At 74.2% G+C, this 12,343-nt stretch carries 12 protein-coding genes; 9 read left to right on the plus strand and 3 right to left on the minus strand.

Annotation, left to right across the window (positions count from 1 at the left end; translation table 11 throughout):
• Window positions 1-7: 7 nt before the first annotated feature.
• Window positions 8-1,171: an ROK family transcriptional regulator gene (locus ACPU2J_RS26020; RefSeq protein ID WP_420082333.1), complete on the minus strand. Its 1,164-nt coding sequence runs from the start codon at window positions 1,169-1,171 to the stop codon at window positions 8-10.
• A gap of 665 nt (window positions 1,172-1,836) precedes the next feature.
• Between ACPU2J_RS26020 and ACPU2J_RS26025 the strand changes: the two genes are divergently transcribed.
• The 6 genes from ACPU2J_RS26025 (at window position 1,837) to ACPU2J_RS26050 (ending at window position 7,891) form a co-directional block, all read left to right on the plus strand.
• Entirely contained in the window at window positions 1,837-2,850 is a 1,014-nt protein-coding gene (locus ACPU2J_RS26025; protein WP_423834119.1) for a TauD/TfdA dioxygenase family protein, read from the plus strand.
• Window positions 2,851-2,885: 35 nt separating this feature from the next.
• Window positions 2,886-3,488: an NADPH-dependent FMN reductase gene (ssuE, locus tag ACPU2J_RS26030; protein WP_420079323.1), complete on the plus strand. Its 603-nt coding sequence runs from the start codon at window positions 2,886-2,888 to the stop codon at window positions 3,486-3,488.
• Window positions 3,489-3,669: 181 nt separating this feature from the next.
• On the plus strand, window positions 3,670-4,713 hold the full coding sequence (locus ACPU2J_RS26035; protein WP_420079322.1) for an ABC transporter substrate-binding protein: 1,044 nt from the start codon (window positions 3,670-3,672) through the stop codon (window positions 4,711-4,713).
• A gap of 8 nt (window positions 4,714-4,721) precedes the next feature.
• On the plus strand, window positions 4,722-5,546 hold the full coding sequence (locus ACPU2J_RS26040) for an ABC transporter ATP-binding protein (RefSeq protein ID WP_361589133.1): 825 nt from the start codon (window positions 4,722-4,724) through the stop codon (window positions 5,544-5,546).
• On the plus strand, window positions 5,543-6,466 hold the full coding sequence (locus ACPU2J_RS26045; protein ID WP_361589130.1) for an ABC transporter permease: 924 nt from the start codon (window positions 5,543-5,545) through the stop codon (window positions 6,464-6,466). Before ACPU2J_RS26040 ends, ACPU2J_RS26045 begins: the two co-directional genes overlap by 4 nt.
• 87 nt (window positions 6,467-6,553) lie before the next feature.
• Window positions 6,554-7,891, plus strand: coding sequence for an LLM class flavin-dependent oxidoreductase (locus tag ACPU2J_RS26050; protein WP_365494394.1), 1,338 nt, complete (start codon window positions 6,554-6,556; stop codon window positions 7,889-7,891).
• Window positions 7,892-8,008: 117 nt separating this feature from the next.
• On the opposite strand, the gene ACPU2J_RS26055 is transcribed toward ACPU2J_RS26050, so the two are convergent.
• Both ACPU2J_RS26055 and ACPU2J_RS26060 read right to left on the minus strand, forming a co-directional pair.
• Entirely contained in the window at window positions 8,009-8,929 is a 921-nt protein-coding gene (locus ACPU2J_RS26055) for an NADP-dependent oxidoreductase (RefSeq protein ID WP_361589124.1), read from the minus strand.
• 59 nt (window positions 8,930-8,988) lie between these two features.
• Complete coding sequence (locus tag ACPU2J_RS26060) at window positions 8,989-9,714, minus strand: DUF2470 domain-containing protein (RefSeq protein ID WP_420079320.1); 726 nt, start codon at window positions 9,712-9,714, stop codon at window positions 8,989-8,991.
• A 155-nt stretch (window positions 9,715-9,869) separates the two neighbouring features.
• Here ACPU2J_RS26060 and ACPU2J_RS26065 point away from each other — a divergent pair, with 155 nt between their 5' ends.
• The 3 genes from ACPU2J_RS26065 to ACPU2J_RS26075 all read left to right on the plus strand — a co-directional run bounded on the left by ACPU2J_RS26065 (window position 9,870) and on the right by ACPU2J_RS26075 (window position 12,260).
• The gene (locus tag ACPU2J_RS26065) at window positions 9,870-10,265 is read left to right on the plus strand and encodes a cell division protein SepF (protein WP_030031705.1); all 396 of its coding nucleotides are present in this window, start codon (window positions 9,870-9,872) and stop codon (window positions 10,263-10,265) included.
• A 331-nt stretch (window positions 10,266-10,596) separates the two neighbouring features.
• Window positions 10,597-11,832, plus strand: a complete 1,236-nt coding sequence (locus ACPU2J_RS26070) for an AAA family ATPase (RefSeq protein ID WP_423835009.1) — start codon at window positions 10,597-10,599, stop codon at window positions 11,830-11,832.
• Entirely contained in the window at window positions 11,829-12,260 is a 432-nt protein-coding gene (locus ACPU2J_RS26075; protein WP_423834120.1) for a nucleotide pyrophosphohydrolase, read from the plus strand. Before ACPU2J_RS26070 ends, ACPU2J_RS26075 begins: the two co-directional genes overlap by 4 nt.
• Window positions 12,261-12,343 lie beyond the last annotated feature (83 nt).

Here is a 12,343-nt window from a genome sequence, read left to right on the forward strand (position 1 = left end):
CGCCCTCTCATGACATACTAAAAGGATCACGGAATATGCGGCTGAGCAGCACGGTTGCGGCCGCTTCCGGCAGTACGGCCGGGCCCGCGTGCGGCCCGACGATCCGTCCGGGGTCGTCGCAGACGTGCGAGAGCGCCGTCGTGGCGCCGCGGATTTCCTCCAGATAGCCCTCGTGCAGCACGCTCGCCAGCTCGGTCACGACCATGACGGCCGGATTGAAGACATCCCACAGGAGCGCCGCCGCCCGGCCCACCGCGCGGGCCCGCTCGCGCAGCATCCGGTCGGCGCGCGGATCGCCCGCGGCGGCCGCGTCCACGAGCAGCGGCACCGACGGGTCCGGCACGATGCCGCGCCGCATCGCCTCGGCCCCCAGCGCCGTGTCGGACGCGGTCGCCTGGAGGCATCCGGTACGCCCGCACGGGCAGGGCACGTCGGAGCCCGGCACCGGGAGGTGCGCGACGTCGCCCGCGGCCGCGCCGGGACCCTGGTGCACGGTCCCCTCGATGCCGAAGGCGGCGTCGACGACGTTGCCGATGAAGAGGTGCACCAGGCTGCGGCGGGCCTCCGGCCGGCCGAAGAGGATCTCGGCCCGGGCCACGGCGCGGGCGTGGTTGTCGACGTGTACGGGGAGCCCGAGCGCGGTGGACAGCTCGGCGCCGAGCGGCTTGTGCCGCCAGTGCAGTCCGGGATGGTGGACCACCCGACCCTCGTCCGGGTCGACCCAGCCGCCGAGGGCGGCGCCGACGCCGAGCAGCGGCCGGCCGGTGTCGTACTCGGCCAGGAACCGGGCGAGTTCGGCGGCGATCGCGGCGGAGAGCCCGGCGGCGGGCCGGTGCTGATGGGGGAAGGTCCGCCGGGCCAGCAGGGTGCCGCGCAGGTCGACGAGGCTGAAGGTGGCGGAGGGCACGCCGATGTGGAGTCCCGCGGCGACCGGTCCGCCGACGGCTCCGGTGTGCAGGTCGAGCGGGACCCGCGGCCGGCCGACCCCGCCGGCGGGGCCGGGCAGCTCGCGCAGCAGGCCGGCCCGCAGCAGCCCGGTCGTCTGCCGGGAGACGGCCGCCGGGCTCAGGCCGCACCGCCCGGCGATGTCGCTGCGGGCGACGGGACCGTGGTCGAGCACCGTCCGCAGCACGGTGGCGGCATTGGCGGCCGCCCGTCGGTCACCGGCCATACGCGTCACGCGCAGCTCCTCGGGTTCGTGGGGTCTGCCCCGGTCACGGGGTCCGCCCCGATCATGCCGCCTCCCGCGGCCGGCCCCGCCGGACACCGCCCCGGCCGCGCGGATGAGGCGGCGACGTGGCGGGAGCGTTGCGCCACCATGAAATCCGGCCACGGTTTTCGGCCGTCGCGGGTGGCCAGTGGACGGGGGAAAGCGCAGGTCGCACGGGGTGGGGCGGGAGGCAGCGGCAGTCGGTGGGGCGGTGTCGCCGGGGGTTGACCGGGCCCCGGGGCGCTGACAGTCTCCAGGCCATGACCGCGAACGAACTCCTCGCCCCGCGGCTCCACACCACCGGCCGGCCCACCGCGCCGGGCGCGTGTCCGGGCCGCTGTACGGCCGCCGCGCGCCGAGCCTGAGCTCCGCTCCGCCACCCGACGGCCCGCCCCGCGCCAGGGGCCCGCCCCTCCGGCGTGCCGCCGTCCGTGCCGTTCCCCGCCCCCGCGTGCGGTTCACCCTCGCCTCTCCCTCCCCGTCACGGGCTCCGTCACCACGCCCCGTACCGGCGTAGGTCACAGCCGCATCCGCATCCGCATCCGCATCCGCTTCCACGTCCGTGCGTACCTCCATTACTTCCGCTGCGGAAATAAATAGCCGCGCACCCTGCCCAGGAGGCCATCATGAGCACCGCCACCGCCACCGCCACCGCCACTGCCACTTCCGGCGCCACCGCCGTCGCCGAGGACGCCCCCGAGATCACCGTCACGAAGATCGGCGGCCGCATCGGCGCCGAGATCCGGGGCGTCCGGCTCGGCGGCGACCTCCCCGAGAGCGCCGTCGCCGCCGTCCGGTCAGCCCTGCTCGCCCACAAGGTCGTCTTCTTCCGCGGCCAGGACCACCTCGACGAGGCGGGCCACGAGGCCTTCGCCGCACTGCTCGGCGCACCCGTCGCGCATCCCACCGTCCCCTCCGCGGACGGCCGCTACGCCCTCGGCATCGACTCCCACCACGGAGCCCGGGCCAACCAGTGGCACACCGACGTCACCTTCGTGCCCGCCTACCCGGCCTTCTCGATCCTGCGCGCCGTGACCATCCCCCCGTACGGCGGCGACACCCTCTGGGCCAACACGGCCACCGCCTACTCCCACCTCCCTTCACCGCTGCGCGCCCTCGCCGACGGCCTGCGCGCCGTCCACTCCAACGAGTACGACTACGCCGCCCTGCGGCCCGACGCCCTCCCCGAGGCCCTGGCCCAGTACCGGGAGGTGTTCACCTCCACCGCGTTCCTCACCGAGCACCCGGTGGTCCGCGTCCACCCCGAGACCGGCGAGCGCACCCTGCTGCTCGGGAACTTCGTCCAGCGCATCCAGGGCCTCACCGGCCGCGACACCCGCACGCTCCTCGACCTCTTCCAGTCCCACATCGAGACCCCCGAGAACACCGTCCGCTGGCAGTGGCAGCCCGGCGACGTCGCGATCTGGGACAACCGCGCCACCCAGCACTACGGCGTCGACGACTCCGACGACCACGAGCGCACCCTGCGCCGCGTCACCGTCGACGGTGACGTCCCCGTCGGCCCCGACGGCGTCCCGTCCCGGCTGATCAGCCCGGAGACCGTCCCGGACCCCGCCTTCGGCATCGCCTCGGGAGCCTCCGCCTCCGCCTCCGACGTTCCCGCGGCCCCCGCCGCCTGATCCGGCCGAGACCTCACATCGCCCGAGGAGTCCCCGTGCCCCAGCTGCTCGCCCTGACCGGCAGCCCCTCCGCCCACTCCCGTACCGCCGTCGTCGCCGAACACGCCCTGCGCCACCTGGCCCTCGCCCACACCGACCCGCTGACCGGGTCGCAGCCCGGCTTCGGCATCGCCCGGCTCGCCGTACGCGACCTGCCCGCCGCCGACCTGCTGGCCGCGCGCCGCGGCGAGCCCGAGATCCGCCGGGCCCTCGAGGCCGTCGCCGAGGCCGACGGCCTGATCATCGCGACCCCCGTCTACAAGGCCTCGTACACCGGCCTGCTCAAGGCCTTCCTCGACCTGCTCCCGCAGGACGGACTCGCCGGGAAGACCGTCCTTCCGCTGGTCACCGGCGGCAGCCTGGCCCACGTCCTGACCATCGACTACGCCCTGCGGCCCGTGCTCAACGCCCTCGGCGCCCGGCACGTCACCGCCGGCCGGTTCGTCCTGGACTCCTCCGTGGAGCGGGGCGGCGGCCCCGACCGGCTGCTCCCCGAGGCGGAACTCGACCTCTACCAGGCGGTCGACGAGTTCGCCGACGCCCTGCGGGCCGCCCCCCGCACCGCCGCCCCCGTCAGCGCCACGGCCACCGCGTCGTAGGGGACGTCCCGCCGGTCATGCCGGGCTCGCGGGGGCCGGTGCCGCGCCCCGCCGCGTCGCCCCCGTCCGCCGTGCGATCCACGGCACCGGACCGCGCTCCCCGATCCGGCCCAACCGACCGACCGACAAGAGACCCCCGGCCCCGCCCACCCCGCGCCCCGTACCCATACAAGGACCCGCCATGCCCGCAGCCCTCACCTCGACCACCACCTCCCGGCGCCAGTTCCTGACCCTGCTCGGCATCTCGGCGGCCGCGGTGAGCTGCGGCAGTGCCACCGCCGGCGGCGGCTCCGGCTCCGGTTCCGGCGGCCAGGTCACCACCCTCAAGTACCAGGGCAGCGTCGGCGCCGTCACGCTGCCCGAACTCGCCGCCGACCTCGGATACCTCGGCGACGTCAAGCTGGAGTGGATCGGCAACACCATCAGCGGCCCGCAGGACATCCAGTCCGCCGCCACCGGCCAGATCCACTTCGGCGGAGCCTTCAACGGGGCGGTGGTCAAGCTGGCCGCCAGCAAGGCCCCCATCACCGCGGTCGTCTCCTACTACGGCTCCGACCAGCACTCCTTCAGCGGCTACTACGTCCTGGAGGACAGCCCCATCCGCTCCGCCCGCGACCTCGTCGGCAAGAAGGTCGGGATGAACACCCTGGGCGCCCACGCCCAGGCCATGCTGGAGATCTACCTCGGCCGCGGCGGGCTGTCCAAGGCCGAGATCGACAAGGTCGAGTCCCTGGTCGTCCCGCCGGTCAACACCGAACAGGCCCTCAGGCAGAAGCAGATCGAGGTCGCCGTGCTCGGCGGGGTGCTGCGCGACAAGGCCCTCGCCGCCGGCGGAATCCGCCCCCTGTTCACCGACTTCGAGCTCCTCGGCGCGTTCAGCGCCGGCACCTACGTGATGACCCGGCGCTTCGTGAAGGAGAACCCCGACACCGTCCGCACCTTCGTCACCGGGGTCGCCAAGGCCATCGAGTGGTCGCGAGCCACCCCGCGCGAGGAGGTCGTCGCCCGGATGACGGACATCGTCACCCAGCGCGGCCGCAACGAGGACACCGCCACCCTCAAGTACTGGCGCTCCTACGGGGTCGCGGAGACCGGCGGGCGCATCTCCGACAAGGAGTTCCAGGTGTGGCTGGACTGGCTCGGGGAGCGCGGCGACGTCAAGAAGGGCCAGCTGAAGGCGGCCGACCTCTACACCAACGACTTCAACGCCTACGGAAAGGGGTGACGGCCGCCATGGCGAAGATCGTGTTCGACGGGGTGCGCAAGGAATTCGGGGACTTCACCGCCCTCGACGGGATCGACCTGGAGATCCGCAGCGGGGAGTTCCTCGTGGTCGTCGGCCCCAGCGGCTGCGGCAAGTCCACCCTCCTGGACCTCCTCGGAGGACTGTCCGCGCCGACGGCCGGACGGATCCTGCTCGACGGGAAGCCGGTCACCGGTCCCGGCCTGGACCGCGGCATCGTCTTCCAGCAGTACGCGCTGCTGCCCTGGCGGACGGCCCTCGGGAACGTCGAGTTCGGGCTGGAGGCGACGGGCGTCCCGCGCCGCGAACGCAAGGAGCGCGCCCGGGAGTTCCTGGACCTCGTCGGGCTCGGCGGCTTCGAGGACCGCCACCCGCACCAGCTCTCCGGCGGCATGCGCCAGCGCGTCGCCATCGCCCGCTCCCTGGCCTACGACCCCGACGTCCTGCTGATGGACGAGCCGTTCGCCGCGCTCGACGCACAGACCCGGGAGTCCCTCCAGGACGAGCTGCGCCGCATCTGGCAGCGCACCGGCAAGACCGTCGTCTTCATCACGCACGGCATCGAGGAGGCCGTCTACCTCGGCCAGCGGGTGGCCGTCATGACCTCCCGCCCCGGCCGGATCAAGGAGATCGTCCCCGTCGCCTTCGGCGAGCGCGGGGCGGCCTCCGTCACCGGGACGTCCCTCGCGGGCCCGCAGGGCGAGGACCTGCGCTCCAGCCCCGAGTTCGCCCGTCACCGCCACGAGATCTGGACCCTGCTCCACGACGAGGTGGCCCGCGCCCAGCAACTGGAGAAGGAGGAGGCCTCCGTATGAGCACCGGAACCGGCACCGCCGCCCCCGTCGTGCTGCCCGCCCCGCCCGCCCCCGCCGAGGAGGTACGCAGCAGCCCGGCGCCGCCGGAGCCCGCACCCGGCGGCGGGCCCGGCCCCCGCGCGGACCGCCCGCGCCCGGCCCGCCGTCCCGCGAGGGCGCTCGTACGCCTGCTGCGCGCCGCGGCCCTGCGCTCCGTCGCCGTCCTCGCCCTGCTCGCCCTGTGGGAGGCGGCCCCCCGGCTGGGGCTCGCCGACCCCACCTTCCTGCCGCCGGTCAGCGAGGTCGCCGTCGCCTGGTGGGAGCTCCTCGGCAACGGCCAGCTCGGTCAGCACACCTGGGCCAGCCTGGTCCGCTCCTTCGGCGGCTTCGGCATCGCCGTCGCCGTCGCCGTGCCGCTCGGGCTGCTCATCGGCTGGTACCGGCCGGTCGCCGCCCTGCTCGGCCCGCTGCTGGAGGTGTTCCGCAACACCGCGGCGCTCGCCCTGCTGCCGGTGTTCGTGCTGCTGCTGGGCATCGGCGAGACCTCGAAGGTCTCCATCGTCGTCTACGCCTGCGTCTGGCCGATCCTGCTCAACACCATCAGCGCCGTCGGGAACGCCGACCCCACCCTCGTCCGGCTGGCCCGCTCGATGGACCTGTCCACCCCGCGGCTGTTCCAGAAGGTGATCCTGCCCGCCTCCGTGCCGGCGATCTTCACCGGCATCCGGCTGGCGGGAGCGGTCTCCATCCTGGTCCTCGTGGCCGCCGAGATGATCGGCGCCAAGGCCGGCCTGGGCTACCTGATCAACGCCTCGCAGTTCAACTTCGCGATCCCGCAGATGTACGCGGGCATCATCACCATCTCCGCCATCGGCGTGGCCTTCAACCAGCTGCTGGTCACGATCGAACGCCGCCTGAGCACCTGGCGCGTCCCCGCCTGAGCCCGCGGCCCCGCCGCCGTCCCGCCCGTGCGGCATCCCGCCCCCCCGCCCTGTCCAGCCCCCCGCTCCCACCGAGGACGAAGAACCATGACCGCACCCCGGACCCTGCACCTGAACGCCTTCCTCATGAACGCCGGTCACCACGACGCCGCCTGGCGCCACCCGGCCAGCCGGCCCGAACGCGTCACCGACCTGGCGTACTTCCAGGAGCTGGCCCGCACCGCCGAGCGCGGCCGGCTCGACTCGATCTTCTTCGCCGACGGGCTCGCCCTGTGGGGCAAGGCCCGCTACAACGCACTGGGCGGGTTCGAGCCGCTCACCCTGCTCTCCGCGATCGCCGCCGTCACCGAGCACATCGGGCTCATCGCCACGGTGTCCACGACCTTCAACGAACCCTTCAACCTGGCCCGGAAGTTCGCCTCCCTCGACCACATCAGCGGCGGCCGCGCCGGATGGAACATCGTCACCTCGGGCACGGTCGACGAGGCCCGCAACTTCAACCGGGACGAGCACCTGGAGCACGGGCTGCGCTACGACCGCGCCCGCGAGTTCCTCGAGGTCGCCACCAAGCTCTGGGACAGCTGGGAGGACGACGCGATCGTTCTCGACAAGGAGGCGGGGATCTACGCCGACACCGACAAGCTGCATCCCGCGGCCCACCGCGGCGAGTACTTCGGCGTCGCCGGTCCGCTCAACGTGCCCCGCTCCCCGCAGGGGTACCCGCTCCTCGTGCAGGCCGGATCGTCGGAGTCCGGCAAGGAGTTCGCGGCCCAGTACGCCGAGGCCGTCTTCACCGCCCAGCAGACCCTCGCCGACGGGCAGACCTTCTACAAGGACCTCAAGTCCCGGCTGGCCCGCTTCGGCCGGGCCGAGTCGGACCTGCTCGTCCTGCCCGGCATCGCCCCCGTCATCGGATCCACGGAGGCCGAGGCGAAGGCCCTGGAGCAGGAGCTCACCGACCTCCAGGTGCCCGAGTACGGTCTGGCGCAGCTGTCCGGGATGCTGGGCGTCGACCTGACCGGCCTGCCCCTCGACGGCCCGCTCCCCGATCTGCCGGAGGAGCGCGACATCAACGGCAACAAGAGCCGCTTCACGCTCGTCGCCGAGCTGGCCCGGCGCGACGGCCTCACCCTGCGGCAGCTGATCGCCCGTCTCGGCGCGGGCCGGGGGCACCGGGTCTTCGCCGGTACGCCCGAGCAGATCGCGGACCAGCTGGAGGAGTGGTTCACGCAAGGGGCCGCCGACGGCTTCAACATCATGGCGCCCGTCCTGCCCACCGGCCTGACCGACTTCGTCGACCACGTGGTGCCCGTCCTCCAGCGGCGCGGGCTCTTCCGCACCGAGTACACGGGACGCACCCTGCGCGAGAACTACGGCCTGCCCCGCCCGGCCAACCGGTACGCCGCCCGGCCGGCCACCGCCTAGCCCGGACGCCGGGCCCCGGTGCGCCGTCCCGCCGACGTGCCCCGGTACGCCGTCCGACCGGCGTCCCGGGGCGCGGGCCGCCCGGAGCGTGCGCTCCGGACGGCCCGCGCGCTGTGCTCAGACCGTCAGGACGATCTTGCCGCGGGTGCGGCCGGAGGCGCTGAGCTCCCAGGCCCGTGCCGCCTCGGCGAGCGGCAGCGCGTGCTCCACGTTCACGGTGAGCTTCCCCGCGTCGGCCAGCTCCGACAGGAAGGTCAGGTCGGCCGTGTCCGGCCGCACCCACAGCTGGTGCGCGCCCTGGGCGGCGGCCTCGTAGTCGGCGATGGAGACCACCCGGCCGCGCTCCTTGACCAGGGACTGGAGCGTCGCGACGACACCGTCCCCGTAGAAGTCCAGACCCGCGTCGACGCCCTCGGGGGCCAGCGCCCGGACCCGGTCGGCCAGGCCCTCCCCGTACAGCACGGGCTCGGCGCCGAGCGAGCGCAGGTAGTCGTGGTTGTGCGCGCCGGCGGTGCCGATGACGCGCAGTCCGAGGGCGACGGCGATCTGCACGCCGAAGGATCCGGTGCCGCCGGCCGCGGAGTGGATCAGGACGCTCTCGCCGGCCTTGAGGCCGACGCGCGTGAGTGACTGGTAGGCGGTGAGGGCGGCCAGCGGGAGGCCCGCGGCCTGCTCGAAGGTGAGGGAGCGGGGCTTGCGGGCGAGGGTGCGGACGGGGGCGCTGACCAGTTCGGCGTAGGTGCCGAGCTCCACCCATTCCTTGCGGACGTATCCGTAGACCTCGTCGCCCACCTCGTAGTCGAAGGTGTCCGGACCGACCGCCTCGACGACGCCGGCGACGTCCCAGCCGGGTATGACCGGGTGGCGGACCTCCAGGACCTGGTCCAGGTGACCGGCGGCGATCTTCCAGTCCACCGGGTTGACCCCGGCGGCCCGTACTCGGACGAGCACCTCGCCGGGCGCGACCTTGGGCTGCGGTAAGTCGACGAGCCGGAGTTCGGGGGTGGTTGCGTATGCGCTGTATGCGATGGCCTTCATGACCGGCCCCAACGCGGCCGTCCAGGACGGTATTCCGGCCCCCGTGCGCGGCGATTCCTTCAGGCGGGGAGGGTGTTGCGGTGCGAGCGCCGCCGGGCCGCGCTGAAGAGCGCCTGGATCTGCGCGCCCGACTGCTCGACGTCGTCGAGGGGCGAGGGGAACGGCAGCCGCACGTCGCGGTGGCCGCTGCGCTCCTCCAGCCGCAGGGTGATCCCGTAGCGGTCGAGGGCGAGGGGCAGGGCGCGCAGGACCGCCGCGGTGGGCGCCGGCTGGACCAGGCGCAGCAGCAGGGTGACGAGCTCGTGGTGATCGTCCAGGAGGTGGGTGAGCATGCCCGCCTCGTAGGGGGCCAGCGGGTCGGGGCGGGCCGCGTCCAGCTCCTCCAGGCCCACGGGGAAGACACCGTCCGGGGTCTCCAGCTCGGCGCGCACGAACTCCATGCAGGTGGAGCCGGCGCCGGAGCCGGAGTCGGCCGACAGGTCGGAGAAGGGGGTGAGCAGCCGGCCCAGGACGGTGACGCGGGCGCGCACGCGGTCCCGTACCGGGGTGGGGGCCACGTCGGTGAACTCCAGCCGGATCGCGGGCCGGCACTCGGACTCGCCGCCGGGCTCCGCGGGGTGCAGGTGCAGCCGGCCCATCGGGTCGGCGCCGTCGAGGTGGCGGACCTCGGTGCGCCGGTCCTCGGTGACCGCGGTCATCGAGTGGGCGGCTTCCAGGATCGAGCGGATCCGCTCGGCAGCGGTGGGCAGGGCGGCCGGGGTGGCGGGTGCACCGAACATGCGCATGCGGATCTCTCCATCTCCTGTGGGTTAGGTATGCCTAACCTAACCCATCCGGGTCTCCGAGAGTATCCGGCCCCGCCCGTGTCGTTGTTGGGCTGAACGGGTGAAACGCGAGAGGATGGGGGGATGCACATGAAGCACGCGGCCGAGGCGGCCCGGTGAGCAGGTACGACGTCACCGACGAGCAGTGGGAAGGGCTCGCGCAGGTGGTCCCCCTGCGCAGTCGCAACGAATGGCCCTCCCGGGTGGACCACCGCACGATTCCCAAGTCGCCCGGAGCGGCGGCGGCGGAGCAGCGGCGCTTCGTGGTGATCAGAGTCCAGATCTTCGCGGACGCCCGGGAGGTGGCCGAGTACCTGATCGCGCAGATCCCGGTGCTGCTCGACCTGACCGGCGCGGACAGCGAAGTGGCCAAGCGCATCCTGGACTTCAGCAGCGGCGTGGTCTTCGGGCTGGGCAGCGGAATGCACCGGGTCGACCGGAACGTCTTCCTGCTGGCTCCGGTGGGCACCGAGGTCGAGGGGATCGCGGCGGCCGCCGTCCCCCGATCGTAGGAAGGTCCGTACGAGGGAACGGTTCGCCGGGGTCGCGCGGTGCCCGGCGGGCCGTACCGTCCGGCGCATGGACGCCACCCTGGACACCGCCCCGGACACCGCCCCGGACGCCGCCACCGGCGCGGCGGAGCCCGCACCCGATGCCCTCCTCGCCTTCGCGTTAGCGGCCGCGGCCGAAGCGGCGCCGCCCGCCTCGCCGGCACCCGCCGCATCGGTGCCTGCCGCTTCTGCGCCCGCCGCACCTGCCGTACCCGCCTCCGCTGCGGCTGCGCCGTCGCCACCGCTGCGGCCCTCGGGCCCAGGCCCGGTCTTGTCGCCCGTGTCCGAGCACGTGCCCGCGCCCGTAGGTGCGACCCCGGCCGCGGGCGCCCCCGCCGGGCCGCCGCCCACCGTGCCCGCGCAGGCCGCTCCCCACCGGGCCGCCGGTGGTCCCACGGGGCCGCGGCCGCAGCGCCCCGTCCTCACCGAGCTGCGGCTCTCCGCCTTCGGGCCGCACCGCTCCGCCGTCTTCCCGCTGGGGCCCGTCACCCTGTTCGCCGGTCCGAGCGGCAGCGGCAAGTCCCAGGTGCTGGACGCCTACGGGGCCCTGGCGCGGCTCGGCTCTGGCGCCGCCCTGGACGAGGCCTTCCCGCACCCGCGGACCCGCATCCCCGACCGGGCCACCCCCGACGCGCAGGGCCGCCGCGGCTTCCGCCTCGGCTGCACGGTCGACGGCCCCGTCGGTCCCGTCCGGCTCGACCTGGCCGTCCAGGCCGAGCCCGCGCTGCGGATCGTCGGCGAACGCCTCTCGCAGGACGGGGAGATCCTCTTCGCCACGGCCCTGCGCGACCCCGGCCGCCGGTCGGTCCAGGCCGCCTGGCTGACCGGCGGCGCCGTCGGCGTCACCCGCGCCCCGCTCCCCGACGACCGGCTCGGCACCGCCCTGCTGCCGCTGCGCGTCGCCGGATCCACCGCCGGCCAGCGCCGGGTGCTGGCCGCGGCCGAGCAGGTCGTCGTGGCCCTGCGCGCGGTGTTCCCCTGCGACCCCAGGCCGGACCGGATGCGCGCGCCCGTCCCGCCGGGAGAGGGGCGGCTGCTGGGCGACTGCGCCAACCTCGCCGACGTGCTGCGCCGCACCCGCGACGAATGCGGCACCCGGTACGCACTGCTGACCGAGGCGGCCCGTACCGGCTGCGCGGGAGCCGTCGCGGGGCTCGGCGTCCGGGCCCCGGCCGGCGAACCGGTCACCGCGCTGCTGGAGCGTGGGCCCGGGCGGCCCGCCACGGAGCTGGTCCGCCTCGGCGCGGGCGAACTCCGCTTTCTCGCCTTGGCGTTGGTGCTCCTGACCGGGCCCGGGGTGCTCGACGTGGACCCGGCCGCGGAACTGCTGTCCGCGCGGCAGGCGCTGACCGTCCTGGCCGACGGCCTCGACGCGGGGCTGGACGGCGGGCAGTCCGCCGAACTCCTGCGCCTGGCGCTGCTGTCCTGCGGCCGGGGCCACGTCAGGCTCGCGGCGGCGGTGGGGGAGGGGACCGCGGCCCTCGCCCGGCGCACCGAGGGGGTCTCGGTGGTAGACCTGTCGCCATGAACGAGACGCAGAACCCCCGCCCGGACGGCGCGCGGACCGACGGCGCGCGGACCGACGGACCCGCGGCGGGGCGGCCCGAGGAGCGGCTGGACCTCCTGCAGCGGCGCCTGGCACGGTTCGCCGCGGCACGCGGCTGGGAGCCGTACCACACCCCGAAGAACCTGGCGGTCGCGCTGAGCGTCGAAGCGGCGGAACTGGTCGAGATCTTCCAGTGGCTGACGCCGGAACAGTCGGCGCGGGTGATGGAGGAGCCGGAGTCCGCCCACCGCGTGGCCGACGAGGTGGCCGACGTGCTCGCGTACCTGCTGCAGTTCTGCGAGGTGCTCGGGGTGGATGTGCTGGACGCGCTCGCGGCGAAGATCGAACGGAACGAGCTGCGCTTCCCCGTGAAGGAGGACCGGACATCGGATCGTCACTCTTCGGAGTGATGGACTCCTCCACAATCACGATTCTGTCCACATTTTCCGAATACCCCTGGCTTTACTGACTCGTTGCCCTCACTCTGGGTAGT

This window comes from Streptomyces manipurensis (assembly GCF_049570255.1).
Classification (GTDB): Bacteria; Actinomycetota; Actinomycetes; order Streptomycetales; family Streptomycetaceae; genus Streptomyces; species Streptomyces manipurensis.